We start from the raw sequence: 18,603 nt of genomic DNA, 5'->3' as shown, positions 1-18,603 counted from the left end.
GCCAAGGCCGCCATCGCAAGAAGGATTGCGACGCAGGGAAAAAGCCTCCCCGACGTCTCGTTGTCTCGGTAGCTCATCATCCTCTCCTAAAGCTCGTCGGCGGAACGCCCGCGGCCTGGAGAACAGTATGGCTAACGGCAGAAGAGGCGGCTGTTGCACCTAGGTATCGACGACACCTTGGTATGCCCAATACCTTCGTCCACTAGCGGACCCCGGTCATCAGTCTCAAACTCCCGATGCCAACGTTCTCTGAGCATGATCTCGAGGCGTCCATTCATCGTCCATTATCGGAGAAGCAATCATGAGCAATCTTAGAAATGGGAGCCTCACACGTCGGTCCTTCGGCGGGATCGCACTCGGATTGACGGCGGCGGGGATCCTCGCGGGACATACCGCGGGTGCTGGCCAGGGCAAGAAGGTTGCCCGAAAGAATGGCCATGGGCTGGTCGCGGACGGACAAATCGACGCGGGAGACCTCAGTGTCGGATACGCCGAACTCGGCCCCAGCGACGGATCGCCCGTCCTTCTGTTCCACGGCTGGCCCTATGACATCAATGCGTTCGCCGAGGTCGCCCCGTTGCTCGCAGACCAGGGCCATCGTGTCATCGTCCCCCATCTGCGAGGATACGGCAGCACGAAGTTCCTCGCCGACGACACGATGCGCAACGGCCAACAATCGGCGCTGGCAGTCGATGCCATCAAGCTGATGGACGTTCTGAGGATCGAGCGAGCCACCGTCGCAGGTTTCGACTGGGGCGCGCGGACCGCCGGCATTGTCGCCGCGCTCTGGCCGGAACGATGCAAGGGCTTGGTCTCCGTCAGCGGCTATCTCATCGGGAACCAGACCGCCGGAAAGGTGCCGTTGCCGCCACCCGCCGAACTGCAGTGGTGGTATCAGTTCTATTTCGCGACAGAACGCGGTCGCGACGGCTATGAAAAATACACGAACGACTTCGCCAGGCTCATCTGGCAACTCGCCTCTCCTCAGTGGAAATTCGATGACAAGACGTTTGAACGAAGCGCCGCGGCATTCGCCAATCCGGACCATGTCGCGATCGTCGTCCACAACTACCGTTGGCGGCTCGGACTGACGGAGGGAGAGAAGCGGTTCGACGAGTTCGAAACCAAGCTCGCATCCGCTCCCGAAATCCACGTGCCTGCGATCACGATGGAAGGCGATGCCAACGGAGCACCGCATCCTGATCCGAAGGCCTATGCCGGAAAATTCAAGGCAAAATACGAACACCGGCTGATCAAGGGCGGTATAGGCCATAATCTCCCGCAGGAGTCACCAGAGGCTTTCGCTCAGGCCGTTATCGACGTGGACGCATGGGCATGACCACCGGCATTGGTGGACGGCTCTTCCGAGGATTGCCAGCCTGCAGTCCAGTACGTGCGGAAGGCCGGACCAGCGCCTGCATTGTGCCTCGGCACAAACAAACTCACCTATCGAATATTCGGATGGTATCCATCGGAAAATGACGGGTAGTGGGACGCCTGTCAGTTGTGTGATGAAGCGGGAGGCGCTTTTTGTCAGATAGACACCGTCGTGTCCGCTCCACCCCAGCGCCAAGACGAGTCATTTAGAAGCTGGAGTGCCGAAACTCCGCGACCACCGCTGTTGGGTGGCAACAGTGCCTCGAAAGGATCCTTCGTTGGAAATCGGTATCGATAGTTTTGCGATGCTGCTGAACGACCCGGCTACGGGACGACTGCAGTCGGCCATCGATCGCATGGAGAGCGTACTTGCAGAGGTCGAGCTGGCCGATCAAGTCGGTCTCGACGTCTTTGGCATGGGAGAACATCATCGAGAGAACGCGCTTGATTCAGCGCCAGCCGTGATCCTTGCGGCCGCCGCCGCGCGCACGAAGTCGATCAGGCTGACAAGCGCTGTCGCCGTCCTCAGCGCCGCCGACCCCGTGCGGCTCTTTCAGGAATTCGCCACACTGGATTTGATATCGCGCGGACGAGCGGAAATCGTAGTCGGCCGCGGGTCGTCCGTGGAGGCCTATCCCCTGTTCGGATTCGACCTGCGAGACTACGATGCCCTCTTCGCGGAGAAGCTGGACCTGTTGCTGAAGATCAGGGAAAAACCCAGGATCGAGTGGCAGGGCCGCTTTCGACCGTCCCTCAGTGGCGAGGGTGTCTTTCCCCGTCCGCACCAGCCAACCTTGCCAATCTGGCTGGGTGTTGGCGGGACGCCCGAATCCTTCATCCGCGCCGGAACACTTGGCTTGCCGCTGATGGTCGCCATCATCGGCGGTAGCTTCGAGCGGTTTCAGCCGTTGGTCGAACTCTATCGACGTGCAGGGCTGGCCGCGGGCCATCCAAGCGACGAACAGAGGGTCGGCGTGCACGCTCTCGGCTTTGTCGGGGAGACCGACAAGGCAGCCAGGGAAGCGTTCTTCCCCGGCTGGTTCCAGATGTTCACCGACGCTGGACGGGAACGGGGTTGGCCCCCACCAACGCAGGCACAATTCGACTTCATGTGCGGTCCGAACGGCGCGTTTCTGGTTGGCAGCCCGCAGACGGTTGCGGCAAAGATCGAGCATGTTAACAGGACATTGGGAGGGGTTTCTCGCCTCACCTTCCAGATGAGTACCGCCGCCTTGGAGACCGAAGCAATGCGCCGTTCGATCGAACTTCTTGGCACCCACGTCGCACCGATCGTTCGCGCATACCGTCTCGGCTAGAGCCATTGAGGGCGCCTACATTGATCGGCGCAGCTTCTTACCCAAAGGTCAGTTTCTGGTAACCGGCCAGCATCTTCGAATGCTCGACCGGGAGGAGACGCGGCGGCCTTCATCAAACTGGTCGTTGTGAACTGCCGGGTGAAGGTTTGCGTTGCGGCAGACCGCTCCCCGCGGATAGGTAGAATTGACAAAAGTTCCCATCAGAAGGACGTGCGCCGATCGAGAACGTCAAGCGCCGTTAAATAGAGCTCACGAGTCAGCGTTTCTGCGCCTGTCCTCAAAGCGAGTTTTGCGGCCTGTCCCGACCACAGATTCGTGAAATCGTCGCGCGAGTCCGCCTCCGCCTTCGCTCGGATAGGGGCAAGCGCGGCGGCCGCCGTTGGAAATGCAGGAACGCCCTCCGAGATTGGGCCAAGCTCGCGCACGAGCCGATTGACCACGCTCCTCGCCGGACGACCGGTAAACACGTTCGTAATCGCAGTGCTGTCGTCTCTCGAGGCGGCCAGCGCCTCAGCGTGGACGTCGGGAATGCGCGCCTCCGGACAGAACAGGTATGCCGTTCCGATCTGAACGGCGGAAGCGCCCAGCATCAGTGCGGCAGCCACCCCTCGTCCGTCGGCGATGCCGCCCGCTGCAATGACCGGAACATCAACTGCGTCGACGACCTGTGGTACGAGCGCCATCGTGCCAACCTGCGTCGCCATGTTATCTGTCAGAAAGTTGCCTCGGTGGCCACCCGCCTCGAAACCCATCGCAATGACGGCATCGACTCCGTTTGCTTCCAACCATACTGCCTCGGCGACGGTGGTCGCGGAGGAAACGACTTTGGCGCCGGTGGCCTTCACCCGCTGTACGAGCTCCCTTGCCGGAAGCCCGAAATGAAAGCTCACCACCTCAGGCCTCAAATCCTCCACGACATCGCAGAAGGCGGGGTCGAAAGGCGCACGCACGCCTCCCGCGACTATCGTAGCCGGATCGAGATCGGCTTCGGCATAGTATGGTGCAAGCAGTGCTCTCCAGCGCGCCTGCGCTGACGGATCGTCGGCCGGCGAAAGGTGCGCGAAAAAGTTCACGTTGACGGACGCCTTGGTCGCCGCGCGGATCTCCCCCAAGGCCTTGCGGAGCCCCTCGACGTTCAACAAGGCGCTCGGCAGCGAACCCAGCCCTCCGGCCTTGGCGGTGGCTACCACCATGTCTACGGTCGTCGCCCCCGCCATGGGCGCCTGTATGATGGGAAGCTCGATCCCGAACAGATCGAGGATGCGGCGATCCGGCCAGCGAGTCATGTGAACTCCAATCATTCGTGGTGCTGCTGGGGTGATACCTCCGGCCATTCCTCACGTCTATTGTACCTTGGTGTGCCCAAGGCGGCACCCCGATCCGAAGGTATCGGAGACACCTTCGTACAATATCGTGGCACGGTTTTCGGCGCGATTGTCCCGGCAGAGCGGAGGACGACGCAGACTGTCCGGCTGCTTCCGGCACGCAGCCGGTCAACGCATCAATCGAGGGAGCACGCGCCGCAATGCGAACGAAGGCTACCCGCGTCGCCGAGCCGGAGGCAGGCATGAGCGTGCATAAAACCGCGGTTATCACCGGGGCTTCGCAGGGAATCGGAGCGGGACTGGTCTACGGCCGTCAGCATCCGGCGGTCGCAATGCGCGCCGAATTTGGCATGATTTGAAAAGTAATACTTTTAATGAGCGAAGGGTTGGCATGCCTGCCGTCGATGCCTATGTGAGATAGACAGCCATACGCAGACGGTTTACGCAAAGCCTCCATTCAGCATGCGAGGGCCATGGCTTCTCATTTTGAAAGGATCCACGATGACACTCTCCGGCGACCTTATTATCGGCGGCGCGAACGTACGCGGCGCGGCCGCAGCATTCTCCGCAATCAATCCCGCCAACGGCAACCCGATGGAACCGAGCTTCGCGGGCGCGACGAAGGAGCAGGTGGAAGAGGCCACAAGTTTGGCGTGGGACGCCTTCCCGGTCTACAAGGAGACGTCGCTCGATGATCGGGCTCGGTTCCTGGAAGCAATCGCCGAAGGCATCGTCGCACTCGGCGATGATCTCGTCATGCGAGCGATTGACGAGACTGGCCTGCCACGCGGCCGCATCGAAGGAGAGCGCGCCAGGACCGTCGGCCAGCTTCGCCTGTTCGCCAAGGAGGTTCGCGACGGCAGGTTTCAGGAACTTCGCTTCGATCCGGCTGATGCGGAGCGCAGGCCAGTTGCAAAGCCGGACCTTCGGCTGCGAAACGTTGCTCTCGGCCCTGTCGCGGTGTTCGGAGCATCGAATTTTCCCCTCGCTTTCTCTGTAGCTGGCGGTGACACCGCCTCCGCCCTCGCCGCCGGCTGCCCGGTTGTCGTCAAGGCGCACTCCGCTCATCCCGGCACGTCCGAGCTGGTCGGCAGAGCCGTCGCGGACGCGGTCGCAGCATGCGGCCTTCCGCGGGGGACGTTTGGGCTTTTGTTCGACGCAGGATTCGAGGTCGGTCAGACCCTGGTCGCCGACCACCGCATACGCGCCGTCGGCTTCACGGGCTCGCGCCGTGGCGGCACCGCGCTGATGAAGATCGCATCGGAGCGGAAGCAGCCGATACCTGTCTACGCCGAAATGAGCAGCATCAACCCTGTCATCCTCTATCCCAACGCACTTCGCAGCAGAGGGGCGGAGATCGGAAAATCGTTCGCATCCTCTCTGATCCTCGGCGCCGGTCAGTTCTGCACCAATCCTGGCCTGATCATCGCCGTCGAGGGTGCGGGCCTCGATGCCTTCATCGGGAGTGCCGCCGCAGCGCTTTCGGAATCACAGGCTCAAACCATGCTGACTGGTGGCATCTTTGACGCATACTGCAATGGCGTCGCAAGGCTGTCGTCATCGCCTTCCGTCTCGCAGGTGGCCGCGGGAAAAGACGGAACGCCCAATCAGGCCGCGGCGGCGCTCTTCGAGACGACCGCTGCTGCATTCCTCGCGAATCCGGAACTTCAGGAAGAGGTTTTCGGCGCGTCGGGACTGATCGTCCGCTGCCGTGACGATGAGGAGTTGCGAACGGTCGTGGGATCCCTGGAGGGTCAGTTGACCATCGCCCTGCACGTGGATGCCGGGGACATCGGGGCCGCCAAGCCGATGATCTCGCAGTTGGAGCTTCTGGCCGGCCGACTTCTGGTCAACGGCTTCGGAACGGGGGTCGAGGTATCCCCGGCCATGGTCCATGGCGGACCCTATCCAGCCACATCGGACGGGAGATCGACGTCCGTCGGCACGTTGGCCATCTATCGCTTCCTGCGCCCGGTCTCCTATCAGGACTTTCTGATAGATCTGCTTCCCGAGCCGCTCAAACTATTCTAAGCGCCTCTAGCCTCAAGCAACGGAACGTCGTGGAGGCGATCGGCGCATCCACGACACAGATCAGACTACCCCCGCACTGGCGGCCATCGTAGCTTTTCCCGCCACCCGCGATGATCTGAGCGGTGCTGGCGTTCTCGTCGTGAAGCGTCAAGAAAGCCCGCCGTGGTGAAGACGGTGATCCGATCGTTGTCTTCCAGGCGGCCGCATCGGCGACTTCGACTAGACCTGGCGAGAGCTACTCCGGTTCTAGAGCCTTTCCGGGTTAGATTGAAGCATTCTGTTGGCTCAAACGGAGTCGGATGGTCGACCGGCCGGCGCGCGTCGTAGCCAAGCTCTACGGCCAAGCCGGCCGGTCGATCAGCCGGCCCGTTTCAGCCAACCCGAAGGGCCGGGCATCTTTCCGCCAGGATCAGAGGCGATCGGCTCGGAGGTACCAAAAGGTATGCCCTTCGCCAATCGCCTCTGCCCTGACGAAAACCTGCTCCGGCAGAATGCTTCAATCTAACCCGGAAAGGCTCTAGGCTCAGCGGCGCGCAGCCGAAGGGGAAGCATTATCCGCATCGTGGGCTGTTGCGAGACCGGTCTTCAGTTCATACGTTCTGTCATCCAACCCACAGGAGCAGAAGATGCAGATCGACCTCACAGGCAAGACCGCTCTAGTTACCGGATCCACCGAAGGCATTGGCTATGCAATCGTCCGCCAGCTCGCGAGGGCGGGTGCGGACGTGGTGGTCAACGGCCGGTCCGAGGAAAAGACCGCGAAGGCCGCCGACCGTCTGAAAGGCGAAGGCGCCAAGGGAAGCGTCACCGCGGCGGCGGCGGATCTCGCAACCGCTGGCGGATGTGACGCTCTTGTCGCCCAAGTTCCTCACGTGGACATCCTCATCAACAACGCGGGCATCTTCCAGCCGCTAGACTTCTTCGATGCGGACGACGAGGTCTGGGACCGCCACTGGCAGGTGAACGTCATGTCCGCCGTCAGGCTTTCGCGCGCATATCTTCCGGGCATGCAGAAGCTCGATTGGGGCCGCGTCATCTTCATCGCGTCGGAATCCGGCTTTAACATTCCGGTCGAGATGATCCACTACGGTGTCAGCAAGACCGCAGACATCGCGGTTGCCCGCGGCCTTGCCAAGCGCATGGCCGGCACGGGCGTCACCGTGAACTCGGTCCTTCCAGGCCCCACGCTGTCGGAAGGCGTCGAGGCGATGCTCGCCGAGGAACGTGCGAAGACAGGGAAACCGATCGAGGAGGTGGCGGCGGACTTCGTCAAGAAGCACCGCGCCGGTTCGATCATCCAACGCGCCGCGAGCGTTGAGGAAATTGCCAATCTCGTCACCTATCTGGCCTCCCCTTTGGCGTCCGCAACGACTGGAGCTTCGATGCGCGTTGACGGAGGCCTGATCGACACGCTCTGACGGACTCTACCGACCGGCCACTGCACCGTCTTCGTCGGAAGTTGTCTCCGCAATGCGCTGCAGTGGCGGGCTATTTGGCAGCTTTCCGAAGCGGCTTCGCGCGCCCGCTATGGTCCGTTGGCCCGGCAAGGTGCCTTCCGGCAGCGTGGAAAACGGCATCATGTCCGGCCTCGACTTTCAAAAGTGACATTTGTGGCGAGCCCATTTATAGGCTTGCCGCGTTCGCTGAGCTGATCGACTCCGCGCTCATCAGCACGCCGCCGGCAGTAAAAAGCGCGGCCCGCACCTATGCCGTGGTATGGCTTGCCCTGTCCCTCGGCCCCACCCGCTCTTATCCCTCGACCCAATCGATCGCAAACACGCCTCCATGTAGCGTCGTCGATGCCGTGTTTAAGGCGGCGGTCAGAAGGAGACGAACATGAACCTTGAGACAAAGATGAGCCTGGACAACACTGCACACACCGGCAGACCTCGGCTCGACGAATTGGTTCCGTCGCGCTACGCGGTGCGGGTCGGCGAAATTGAGGTGCTGGTGGTCAGCGATGGCGTGCTACCGCTCCCAACCGCGATGCTGGGACACAACATCGATCCCACCGTCCGAGCGGCCTGGCTGAAAGACATGTTCCTGCCAGTGGACGCTTTCGACTGGGCGCTGAACGTGGTCGTGGTGCGCAGCGGCGATCAGACCATACTCCTCGACGCCGGGCTGGGGATCGACCCGGACTTGCACCTGCCACGGGCCGGGCAGCTGATCAAGCGATTGGAAGCCGCCGGCATCGATCTTGCGTCGGTGACCGACGTGGTGCTGACCCACATGCACATGGACCATATTGGCGGGCTGCTCGTCGACGGGGTGAAGGACCAGCTGCGTCCGGACCTGCGGATCCACGTGGCCGCCGCCGAGGTCAAGTTCTGGGAGGCGCCCGATTTCTCCCGGGTTTCCATGCCGCCGGGGTTCCCGGACGCGCTTCGGGCGACCGCCAAGCGGTTCGCCAAAGAGTATCGCAGCCATTTCAGGCTGTTCGATGACGACTACGAGGTGGCGCCGGGCGTGGTCGTCCATCGCACCGGCGGCCACACCCCCGGGCACAGCGTGATCCGCTTGGCGTCCGGCGGCGACAGGCTGATGTTTGCCGGCGACGCCGTGTTTGCGGTCGGGTTCGAACACCCCGACTGGTACAATGGCTTCGAACACGACCCCGAGGAGGCAGTCCGCGTTCGCCTGCGTCTTCTGCGGGAATTGGCGGATACCGGCGAGCAGCTGGTGGCCACTCACCTGCCGTTCCCGTCCGTCGGCCGGGTGGCGGCCGACGGCGACGCCTTTCGCTGGGTAGCGGCCTTCTGGGACTACTGACCGGTTGTTGGGTTGGGATCTTAGAGCGTGTACTCATCGCGTGAATGAGTCCACGCTCTACCGGTTTGTTTTTTGAGCAATTCCGAACGCAAAACCGCTACACACTTTTGCTGGAATTGCTCTTGTTTCTGCGCAATTCCGAACGCAAAACCGCTACACACTTTTGCTGGAATTGCTCTTGTTTCTGCGCAATTCCGAACGCAAAACCGCTACACACTTTTGCTGGAATTGCTTAAGTCAGATCCTGACCCGCCGATCATCCCCGCGTACTGGAAGACCTCTTGGCCGATATCGTCAGCCTGTTATTGCCGTTCTTCGGCCTGATCCTAATCGGTTACATCGCCGCCAAGGCAACCAAGCAGCCGGCCGAAGCGCTCGGCTGGCTGAACACCTTCATCATTTACGCCGCCCTGCCCGCTCTGTTCTTCAAGCTCGTCTCGCGCACGCCGATCGAAGAGCTGACGCGCGTCGATTTCATTGTCACCGACATCGCGGCGACCTATGCGGTCTTCATCCTGCTTTTCGTCATCGGCCGCGTCGTGCGCGGCAATTCGCTTGCCGATTGCACCATCCAGTCCTTTGCCGGCGCCTATGGCAATATCGGCTATATGGGGCCGGGCCTGGCACTCTTGGCGCTCGGCGATGGCGCGGCGGTGCCGGTGGCGCTGATCATCTGCTTCGAAAACGCGCTGCATTTCATCGTGGCGCCGGCGCTGATGGCAGCAGCCGGCGACGACAAGCGTTCAACAGGCCAACTTGTCGCCGATATCGTCCGGAAGGTCGCGCTGCATCCCTTCATCCTGTCGACAGCGCTGGGCTTTGCCGTAGCCGCCTTGCACATCGACCAGCCGCAGGCGTTTCAGCGCCTGGTCGATTATCTCGCCCAGGCGGCGGCGCCCTGCGCGCTCTTTGCCATGGGGGTGACGCTGGCGCTCCGGCCGCTGAAGCGGATCCCGGCCGAGATCTCCTATATCGTGCCGGCGAAGCTGATCCTGCATCCGATCGCGGTTTTCGTTGCGCTGACGGCGATTGGTGGTTTCGAGCCGGTCTGGATTCAGGCGGCCGTGCTGCTCGCCTCGCTGCCGACGGCGACCAACGTCTTCGTCATTGGCCAGCAATACGGCGTCTGGCAGGAGCGCGCCTCGGCGACGATCCTGATCACGACGGTGCTTTCGGTGGTGACGGTTTCGCTCTGGTTGATCGTGATCCGATCAGGCCTTCTTCCGCTTCAGCTTTTCCCGTAGCGCATCCGGAATATCGCGAAAGCCGCCGCCGGGCTCGATGCCCTCGCGCATGACGATGTTGCGCAGCGGCGGTATGGCCGAGAGGATATGCAGGCCGGCAGCCCGCAGCATCTGGACGGGCAGGAAATCCGAAAGCAGCGAGCGGTTGAGAATATCCACACTGGCCGTGCGCGTCATGATATCGGCGCGGCGCCTGCGGTCGAAGCTTTCACCGGCATCGGCCGGCACCGGCAATTCCGCCCTGTCGCAGAGGATATCGGTGAGCGCCATGATATCGCGCAGGCTGAGGTTCAGCCCCTGCGCCCCGATCGGCGGGAAGACATGGGCGGCCTCGCCGATCAGCGCGCTTCGCCCCTTGCCGAAACGATGCGCCATCATGCCGGAGAGCGGCCAGACCTGGACGCCCTCCTCGACATCAACCTTGCCGAGCATGGACTGCATGCGCGCTTCGACAAGGGCGCCGAGCTCGGCAAGCGGCAACTCCGCGCGGCTCGCCGCCTCAGCGGGATCCTGCACCCAGACGAGGCTGGAGCGGCTTCCCGGCAGCGGCACCTGGGTGAAGGGGCCGTGTTTGGTGTGGAATTCGGTCGAGATGTTCTGGTGCGGCAGCGAATGGGCGAAATTCAGCACCATGGCCGATTGCGGATAGGACCAGTTGCGCACGGCAATGCCGGAGGTCTCGCGCAGCTTCGAGCCGCGGCCATCGGCGCCGACGGCAAAATCGGCCGACAGTGTCTCGCCGCCAGTAATGCGGATCGAGACAGCCTCGGCTGATATGTCGATCGATTCGGCCATATCGGTGAAACGGGTGATATTGCCCTCGCCGGCGGCAGCCTCTTCGAGAATGCCGTTCAGCGCCTTGTTGGGGAAATTGTAGCCGAAGGCATCGAGGCCGACCTCGGCCGCGCGGAAAGTGGTGGTCGGCGCGCGCAGCAGTCGATCGGTACCGTCGACGATGCGCATGCTGGTCAGAGGAGCGGCTGCGGGACGGAGCTTTTCCCAGAGCGCCAGCCGGTCGAGGAAGCGGATCGATTGATCCATCAGCGCCGTGGTGCGCCGATCCTCCTTCGGAGCGAGGGGTGCCACCAGCGCGACATTGCGACCGCCACGCGCCAGCGCGATTGCGGCGATCATGCCGGCGAGACCGCCACCGATCACCGCTACTTCGAATCTCTTCATGCTACCGTTCCGTCAAGGTAAAACGGCTGACCAGCCGCTTATGCGGCCGGCTTCGCCTGACGGCGCCAACTATAGCCCTTGCCGGCTTCGGCGTCACGCACCGCCGGCTGATAATGATGGGGAATGGCGGGAAGACGGTTTTCGGAAAGCCGCTTCAGCGCCGTGGCGTTGGTGACGGAAAAGCTGTCGATGCCGACGCGCAGCATCAGCGGCACCTGATCGATCAGCACGTCGCCGACGGCACGCAGCTCATTGGTGTAGCCGAGGCGCTGGCGCAGCAGCGAGGCATGGCTGAAGGCGCGGCCGTCGTTGAAAGCCGGAAAGGCGACGGCGACGATTTCGAGGCGATCGAGATAGGGCTCCAGCCGGCGCACGTCGTCGGCCGGCTTGATCAGCACGCCGAGGCCCACATCGTTGCTTTCGTCGGCCTTGGCAATCAGTTCGTCGAGACCGAGCAGCGGCTTCTGCTCCTCGGTCGCCTTCACCTCGTCGGTTTCGATCACCCAGGGATCGTTTTCGACAAAACCGGTTTCTCTCCAGATCTTCGTCATCATCCCCTCCTTATGCCGCTTCGGCGGCCGAGCCGTAGAGCGCAGTCTTGAAAGGCTGCGGTCCGACGCGGCGATAAGCGGCGAGGAAGTTCTCGGATTGATCGAGGCGCAGGCCGAGATAGGTGTCGACGATCGTCTCGATCGCGTCCGTCACCCGGTCCGGCTCGAAGCCTCGGCCGATGATTTCGCCGATCGAGGTATGTTCGTCGCCGGAGCCGCCAAGCGTGATCTGGTAGAGTTCGGCGCCCTTCTTCTCGACACCGAGCAGGCCGATATGGCCGACATGGTGATGGCCGCAGGCATTGATGCAGCCGGAGATCTTGATCTTCAGCTCACCGATCTCGGCCTGGCGTTCGGCATCGCCGAAGCGGCGGGAGATTTCCTGCGCCAGCGGAATGGATCGCGCATTGGCGAGCGCGCAGTAGTCCAGCCCGGGACAGGCAATGATATCGGTGATCAGGCCGGCATTGGCTTCGGCCAGATTGATGGCGACGAGGCCGCGATAGACGGCTTCGAGATCGGCAAGCGCCACATGCGGCAGGATCAGGTTCTGCTCATGGCTGACGCGGATTTCGTCGAATGCATATTCCTCGGCAAGATCGGCGATCGCGTCCATCTGCGCATCCGAGGCGTCGCCCGGAATGCCGCCGATCGGCTTCAACGAGATCGTCACCATGCCGTAATCGGGGTTCTTGTGCGGCTGCACGTTTTGCTGGACCCAGCGGGAGAAACCGGAATCGGCCTTCTTCCAGCGGGCAAGGTTTTCCCAGCCTTCGGTGCGCTCGGGCAGATCAGGCGGCGCGAAATAGGCAGCGATCGACTGCACGTCCTTTTCCGGCAGCTTGAGCTCGGTATCCTTCAGCGCGGCGAATTCGGCTTCCACCTGGCGCGTCAGCTCCTCGGTGCCGGTTTCGTGCACGAGGATCTTGATGCGGGCCTTGTACTTGTTGTCGCGGCGGCCGTGCAGATTGTACACGCGCACGATGGCTGTGGTGTAGGAGAGCAGGTCTTCCTCGGGCAGGAAGTCGCGGATCAGCTTGGCGATCATCGGCGTACGGCCCTGGCCGCCGCCGACATAGACGGCAAAGCCGATCTCGCCCTTGTCGTTCGTCTTTACGTGCAGGCCGATATCATGGACCTGGATTGCGGCGCGGTCGCGCTCGGCACCGGTGACGGCGATCTTGAACTTTCGCGGCAGGAAGGAGAATTCCGGGTGGACCGACGACCACTGGCGCAGGATTTCGGCGTAGGGACGCGGATCGGCGATCTCATCGGCGGCGGCACCGGCAAAGTGATCGGCCGTGACGTTTCTGATGCAGTTGCCCGAGGTCTGCAGCGCATGCATCTCGACGCTGGCAAGATCGGCGAGCGCATCGGGAATGTCGGACAGTTTCGGCCAGTTGAACTGCAGGTTCTGGCGCGTGGTGAAGTGGCCATAGCCGCGGTCATAGGTGCGGGCGATATGGGCGAGCATGCGCAGCTGGCGCGAGCTCAGCGTGCCATAGGGAATGGCGATGCGCAGCATGTAGGCGTGGAGCTGCAGGTAGACGCCGTTCATCAGGCGCAGCGGCTTGAACGCGTCCTCGGCGAGTTCGCCGGAAAGGCGGCGCTCGACCTGATCGCGAAACTGCTCGACGCGCTCGGTAACAAAGGCATGGTCAAATTCGTCGTAACGGTACATCGTCTTCCTCAGACTGCAATGAATTCGGGATCGGCAGGAGCGTAGCCCGGGGCATATTCCATGGTCGGGCCTTGCGCGCGGATGCGCTCGCGAAGGCGAAGCGGCCAGAGAATGCCGTTGGTTTCCTGAACGTCGACGACGGCCACGTCAACCACCTCGTTGTCGGCATAGGATTTCTTGCCGATCGCCTCCAGCGCCGCTTCGGCCTCGGCATGACGGGCAACGAGCGCCTCCTGCAGCGAGGTGGACCACTTGCCGTTCGCATCCAGCCAGACGGCAATGCCGTCGGTCAGCCGGTTGGCGGTCAGAACCTTGTCACCCATATTCAGCTCCTTGCAAGTTCCTCGAGCCGGGCGTTTGCGCGCACCAGGGGCTCGGACAGTTCGAAATTGGCGCCGGCGACCGCATCGCCGATGATGACCATGACAGGCCCGGTCAATTCGTCGCGGTGCTGCAGATCGGGCAGATCGGCGAGCGTGCCATGCAGCAGGCGACGATCGGCGCGGCTGGCATTTTCGATGACGGCAACGGTAGTCTCAGACGGAATGCCCGCCTGCATCAGCCGCTCGGCGACGGAGGCGGCAACCGTGCGACCCATATAGACGGCGATCGTCGCGCCGGAAACGGCAAGACTTGCCCAATCGGGCAGCACGTCGCCGGTGAGATCATGGCCGGTGGTAAAGACCAGCGAGGAGGCGACGCCACGCAGCGTCAGCGGCAGCTCGAAATCGGCAGCGGCGGCGAAAGCCGAGGTGATACCAGGCACGACCTCATAGGTGATGCCGGCAGCGCGCAGTGCCGCCATCTCTTCCCCTGCCCGGCCATAGACGAGCGGATCGCCGGATTTCAGACGGACGACGCGCTTGCCCTGGCGGCCGAGATCGACCAGCAGGTCGTTGATCTCTTCCTGGGACTTGGAGTGGCAGCCCTTGCGCTTGCCGACGGAAAGCCGCTCGGCATCGCGGCGGCCCATATCGACGATCGCCTGCGGCACCAGCGCGTCATAGACGATGACGTCGGCTTCCATCATCACCCGCTGGGCGCGCAGCGTCAGAAGATCCTCGGCACCCGGACCGGCGCCGACCAGCCAGACGTGGCCGGCGACCTTGTCCATCGCGTGCAGCAACCGGTCAGCCGCATGGCAGGCCTGCGGCAGGTTGCCGTTGGCGACCGCATCGGCAACGGCACCGGAGAAGAAGCGGCGCCAGAAGACCCGGCGGGAGACGCCTCTGGGAACCAGTTGTTCGACGGCCTTGCGGTAGCTCGTCGCCAGACCGGCAAGACGGCCGAGCGAGGGCGAAAGAAGCTGGTCGATCTGCGCGCGGATCATCTGCGCCAGAACCGGCCCTGCCCCTTCGGTGCCGATCGCAACGGCGACGGGCGCGCGGTTGACCAGCGCCGGCGTGAAGAAATCGCAGTAATCGGGCTGATCGACGGCATTGGCCGGAATTCTGGCAGCGCGGGCGGCATCGACGATGCTGCGGTCATAAGCTTCATTGCCGGTTGCGGCGAAGACGAGTGCTGAACCCTCGACCTGTTCGGCGGAGAAGGCAGCGCGCATGGTCTCGATGCGGTTGGCGATCAGGAAGGCATGGTAATCGGCTTCTGGCCGGTCGGCATAGGCAATGATCCGCGCCTTTGTGTTCAGCAGCAGCCGCACCTTGGCGAAAGCTTCGTCGCCATTGCCGAAGACAGCCGTCTTCTGGCCTTCCACGCGAAAGAAGGCGGGAAATACCGAAAGCTGTTCAGTCTTGGAAGGCATCATAAATCCACTTCGAAGTTGCCGGAATATGCCCTTGATCGACAAGGGATTGAAGGAACAGAAATTCGAAAGCCCAAGCAAGCAGGTATTCTTTTGCTCGTGCCGTCCGTGATTTGAGAAAAGTCACCCGTGCGGCCCAAAAACCGCATGTTCCCAGCCCGCTTGCTGCAGCGCAGTATAAAGCCTGTGACAAAAGTCGTCCACCGCTGCTTGACGCATTTCACTCGCGCCGCCAAGGCGATAGACTGAGGAAAACTGGAGTGTCCTCATGCCTGATAAGACCATTGCCTCCCGCCTGCTTCAGGTCATGGAAGACGATATCCTGCCGCTGACGGAGCGTGGCGTTTCGCTTGGCAACAAGGTGTTCGGTGCGGCGATCCTACGGAAATCCGATCTTTCGCTTGTCGTCGCAGAGACCAATAACGAGCTGGAAAATCCGCTCTGGCACGGCGAGGTGCATACGCTGAAGCGTTTCTACGAGCTTGGCGACAAGCCGCCGACCAAGGATCTGATCTTCCTGTCGACGCACGAACCCTGCACCATGTGCATGTCGGCGATCACCTGGGCCGGCTTCGACAATTTCTACTATTTTTTCAGCCACGAGGATTCGCGCGACGCCTTCGCCATTCCGCACGACCTGAAGATCCTGAAGGAAGTCTTCGGGCTTGAACCCGGCGGCTACCGCAGGCAAAACGCCTTCTGGAACAGCTTTGCCATCGCCGATCTCGTCGAGACCGAGGAGACTCTGCTGAAGACCGCGCTGAAGACACAGACCGCCCGCATCAAGGCGCGCTACGACGCGCTGTCGACCAGCTATCAGTCGTCGAAGAGCGCCAACGACATCCCCTTGAACTGAGGGCCCCTGAACTGAGGGCCACTGAACTGAGGGCCCCTGAACTGAGGGCCACTGAACTGAGGGCCTCTGAACTGAAGCCTGCTGAACCGAGGCAACATGGAACCTTCCAAAGACATTTCGCGGCTGATCGAGATCATGGCGGCGCTGCGCCATCCCGAAACCGGCTGCCCCTGGGACATCGTGCAGAACTTCGAGACGATCAAGCCCTATACGATCGAGGAGGCCTATGAGGTCTCCGACGCGATCGAGCGCGGCGATATGGACGATCTCTGCGACGAACTGGGCGATCTGCTGCTGCAGGTGGTCTTTCACGCCCGCATGGCCGAGGAGGCCGGCGAATTTTCCTTCGGCGACGTGGTCAACGCCATCACCGCCAAGATGATCCGCCGCCACCCGCATGTCTTTGCCCGCTCGGCGGCGGATACGCCGGACGCGGTGAAGATACAATGGGACGAGATCAAGCAGGCGGAGAAACGCGAGCGCGCCGAGCGGCGGTCACGGCGTGGCATCACCGAGAACTTCAACAGCGGCTTCCTCGGCTCCGTACAGCGCAGCTTCCCGGCTTTGACGGAAGCGCTGAAGCTGCAGGAACGCGCCGCCAAAGTCGGCTTCGACTGGTCAGCGCCGGAGCCGATCCTCGACAAGATCGAGGAGGAGATCGGCGAATTGCGGGTGGCACTTAAGGAAGGCGATCAGGCAAAGGTCAGCGACGAGCTCGGCGACCTGATCTTCGCGGTCGTCAATATCGGCCGGCACGTCAAGGCCGATCCGGAACAGGCGCTACGCGGCACGAATACGAAATTCCGTCGTCGCTTCAGCCATATAGAACAGGTTCTTGAAGCAGGAGGCGAGACGCTGGAAGCGGCCAGCCTCGAACGTATGGAAGAAATCTGGCAGGCGGCCAAGGCGATCGAGAGAGCGATCGTGGTTGGGGCGGAGTGATTTATCGCCTACCCGTGCGTGCAGATGGCTGCCCCTCACCCCAACCCTCTCCCCGTAAACGGGTAGAGGGGACGTGCCATACGAGGGGAATGCGGGGGATGGAGAGCTCGCGGCTTGTCCCTTCGCCCCGTTTACGAAGGTGGCGGCAGCCGGATGAGGGGCTGGTCTCGCCAACTACCGTTCCCAATCTTCCTTTGAAGACCTCGAGCCATTGCCAATACGCCGTTCGAGTTCGGTCGCCTCGGTTTCGGAAAGGCGCAGATCGAGGGTGATCGTGCCGTCCTCATTATCCTCGCGGCCGTCGACGATCGCGTGATCGTAAAGCCAGGGCAGCAGCGCCAGCTTGTCGACCGGAAGGCGGATCGTCGCCACGGTCATCACGCCTGACAGTCTGCGGCTGATCTCTTCCATCAGCGTATCGACGCCTTCGCCGCTGACGGCCGAAACCGCCACCACGTTGCTAGCGCCCGCCGATTTTTGCACCATGGCATCGTGCACCTCGGGCTCCAGCCGGTCGATCTTGTTCCAGACCTCGATCAGTCGCTTTTCGGCTTCGGCCTCGTCGATGCCGAGGTCGTTCAGGATGCGCATCACGTCGGAGCTCTGCGCCTGGTTGTCGGCATCGGACATGTCCCGGACATGCAGGATGAGATCGGCTTCCAGCACCTCTTCCAGCGTCGCCCGGAAGGCGGCGACCAGATGGGTCGGCAGGTCGGAGATGAAGCCGACGGTGTCGGACAGGATGACGGTGCGGCCGTGCGGCAGTTTCATGCGCCGAAGCGTCGGGTCGAGCGTGGCAAAGAGCATGTCTTCAGCCAGCACGCCGGCGCCGGTGATGCGGTTGAACAGCGTCGACTTGCCGGCATTGGTATAACCGACCAGCGCCACGATCGGGTGCGGCACCTTGCGGCGCTTGGCGCGATGGAGCTGGCGGGTGCGCACGACCTGCTCCAGCTCGCGTTCGAGCTTGATGATGCGGTCCTGCAGCATCCGTCGGTCGGCTTCGATCTGAGTTTCGCCGGGGCCGCCCATGAAACCGCCGCCGCCGCGCTGGCGTTCAAGGTGGGTCCAGCTTCGGACCAGGCGGCCCTTCTGATAATTGAGATGAGCGAGATCGACCTGCAGCGTGCCTTCCTTGGTGGAGGCGCGGCGGCCGAAAATTTCGAGGATGAGGCCCGTCCGGTCGATGACCTTGGCGTTCCATACCTTTTCGAGGTTGCGCTGCTGCACCGGCGTCAGCGGATGATCGACGATGACGAGACCGGAATCGCGCTCGTCGAGCAGCGCCTTGATCTCCTCAATCTTGCCGGTGCCGAGCAATGTGGCCGGTCTCGGGTCGTTGACCGGGACGATCTGGCCATTGACGACATCGAGGTCGATCGCCTGGGCAAGGCCCGTCGCCTCTTCGAGCCGGCTTTCCGGCGTGCGGGTCGATGCCGATTCGCTCTGGCCGCCGCGACTGCGCGATTTCAGAACCGGCACGACGACGGTCGCGCGCATGTCGTCCCTGTGCTTGGCGGCCTCAGGGATGATCGAATCGTTCTTGGTATCGCGTGTCGAAATGACG

General features: G+C 62.4%; 15 protein-coding genes. 8 read left to right on the top strand and 7 right to left on the bottom strand.

All coding sequences use genetic code 11. The features are described from left to right. Positions 1 to 301 precede the first annotated feature (301 nt). Positions 302 to 1,339, top strand: coding sequence for an alpha/beta fold hydrolase (locus RLCC275e_RS09310; RefSeq protein ID WP_033182571.1), 1,038 nt, complete (start codon positions 302 to 304; stop codon positions 1,337 to 1,339). Positions 1,340 to 1,655: 316 nt separating this feature from the next. Then, positions 1,656 to 2,693, top strand: coding sequence for an LLM class flavin-dependent oxidoreductase (locus tag RLCC275e_RS09305; protein WP_033182570.1), 1,038 nt, complete (start codon positions 1,656 to 1,658; stop codon positions 2,691 to 2,693). Positions 2,694 to 2,893: 200 nt separating this feature from the next. Here RLCC275e_RS09305 and RLCC275e_RS09300 read toward each other — a convergent pair whose 3' ends face one another. Further along, a complete protein-coding gene (locus RLCC275e_RS09300; RefSeq protein ID WP_033182765.1) occupies positions 2,894 to 3,979 on the bottom strand; it encodes an NAD(P)H-dependent flavin oxidoreductase in 1,086 nt (361 codons plus the stop codon). 540 nt (positions 3,980 to 4,519) lie between these two features. On the opposite strand from RLCC275e_RS09300, the gene RLCC275e_RS09295 reads away from it, so the two are divergent. The 4 genes from RLCC275e_RS09295 to RLCC275e_RS09280 all read left to right on the top strand — a co-directional run bounded on the left by RLCC275e_RS09295 (position 4,520) and on the right by RLCC275e_RS09280 (position 10,065). After that, positions 4,520 to 6,049, top strand: a complete 1,530-nt coding sequence (locus tag RLCC275e_RS09295) for an aldehyde dehydrogenase (NADP(+)) (RefSeq protein WP_033182569.1) — start codon at positions 4,520 to 4,522, stop codon at positions 6,047 to 6,049. A gap of 626 nt (positions 6,050 to 6,675) precedes the next feature. After that, positions 6,676 to 7,467: an SDR family NAD(P)-dependent oxidoreductase gene (locus RLCC275e_RS09290; protein WP_003559189.1), complete on the top strand. Its 792-nt coding sequence runs from the start codon at positions 6,676 to 6,678 to the stop codon at positions 7,465 to 7,467. A 418-nt stretch (positions 7,468 to 7,885) separates the two neighbouring features. Next, the gene (locus RLCC275e_RS09285) at positions 7,886 to 8,821 is read left to right on the top strand and encodes an MBL fold metallo-hydrolase (protein WP_033182568.1); all 936 of its coding nucleotides are present in this window, start codon (positions 7,886 to 7,888) and stop codon (positions 8,819 to 8,821) included. Positions 8,822 to 9,102: 281 nt separating this feature from the next. Next, positions 9,103 to 10,065, top strand: coding sequence for an AEC family transporter (locus tag RLCC275e_RS09280; RefSeq protein ID WP_033182567.1), 963 nt, complete (start codon positions 9,103 to 9,105; stop codon positions 10,063 to 10,065). Here the strand turns inward: RLCC275e_RS09280 and RLCC275e_RS09275 are convergent. The 5 genes from RLCC275e_RS09275 to cysG are packed head-to-tail and all read right to left on the bottom strand — an operon-like array spanning position 10,033 to position 15,238. Further along, positions 10,033 to 11,244, bottom strand: coding sequence for a UbiH/UbiF family hydroxylase (locus tag RLCC275e_RS09275; protein ID WP_033182566.1), 1,212 nt, complete (start codon positions 11,242 to 11,244; stop codon positions 10,033 to 10,035). The two genes, RLCC275e_RS09280 and RLCC275e_RS09275, sit on opposite strands and share 33 nt — an antisense overlap. Before the next feature lie 38 nt (positions 11,245 to 11,282). After that, positions 11,283 to 11,795: a DUF934 domain-containing protein gene (locus tag RLCC275e_RS09270; RefSeq protein ID WP_003539420.1), complete on the bottom strand. Its 513-nt coding sequence runs from the start codon at positions 11,793 to 11,795 to the stop codon at positions 11,283 to 11,285. A 10-nt stretch (positions 11,796 to 11,805) separates the two neighbouring features. Further along, positions 11,806 to 13,476, bottom strand: coding sequence for a nitrite/sulfite reductase (locus RLCC275e_RS09265; RefSeq protein ID WP_033182565.1), 1,671 nt, complete (start codon positions 13,474 to 13,476; stop codon positions 11,806 to 11,808). Between the two features lie 8 nt (positions 13,477 to 13,484). Next, positions 13,485 to 13,799, bottom strand: coding sequence for a DUF2849 domain-containing protein (locus RLCC275e_RS09260; RefSeq protein ID WP_003539416.1), 315 nt, complete (start codon positions 13,797 to 13,799; stop codon positions 13,485 to 13,487). Positions 13,800 to 13,801: 2 nt separating this feature from the next. Next, positions 13,802 to 15,238: a siroheme synthase CysG gene (gene cysG, locus RLCC275e_RS09255; protein WP_033182764.1), complete on the bottom strand. Its 1,437-nt coding sequence runs from the start codon at positions 15,236 to 15,238 to the stop codon at positions 13,802 to 13,804. 268 nt (positions 15,239 to 15,506) lie between these two features. Here cysG and RLCC275e_RS09250 point away from each other — a divergent pair, with 268 nt between their 5' ends. Both RLCC275e_RS09250 and mazG read left to right on the top strand, forming a co-directional pair. Next, positions 15,507 to 16,094, top strand: coding sequence for a deaminase (locus RLCC275e_RS09250; RefSeq protein WP_033182564.1), 588 nt, complete (start codon positions 15,507 to 15,509; stop codon positions 16,092 to 16,094). A gap of 96 nt (positions 16,095 to 16,190) precedes the next feature. After that, positions 16,191 to 17,036, top strand: coding sequence for a nucleoside triphosphate pyrophosphohydrolase (gene mazG, locus RLCC275e_RS09245; RefSeq protein ID WP_033182563.1), 846 nt, complete (start codon positions 16,191 to 16,193; stop codon positions 17,034 to 17,036). A gap of 174 nt (positions 17,037 to 17,210) precedes the next feature. Here the strand turns inward: mazG and hflX are convergent, their stop codons facing one another. Continuing rightward, positions 17,211 to 18,536, bottom strand: coding sequence for a GTPase HflX (hflX, locus tag RLCC275e_RS09240; RefSeq protein ID WP_033182562.1), 1,326 nt, complete (start codon positions 18,534 to 18,536; stop codon positions 17,211 to 17,213). Positions 18,537 to 18,603: the final 67 nt, after the last annotated feature.

The sequence above is a fragment of the Rhizobium brockwellii genome (assembly GCF_000769405.2).
Classification (GTDB): Bacteria; Pseudomonadota; Alphaproteobacteria; order Rhizobiales; family Rhizobiaceae; genus Rhizobium; species Rhizobium brockwellii.
Note: the sequence above shows the minus strand (reverse complement) of the source record. Positions and strands in the feature narration are given on the sequence as shown.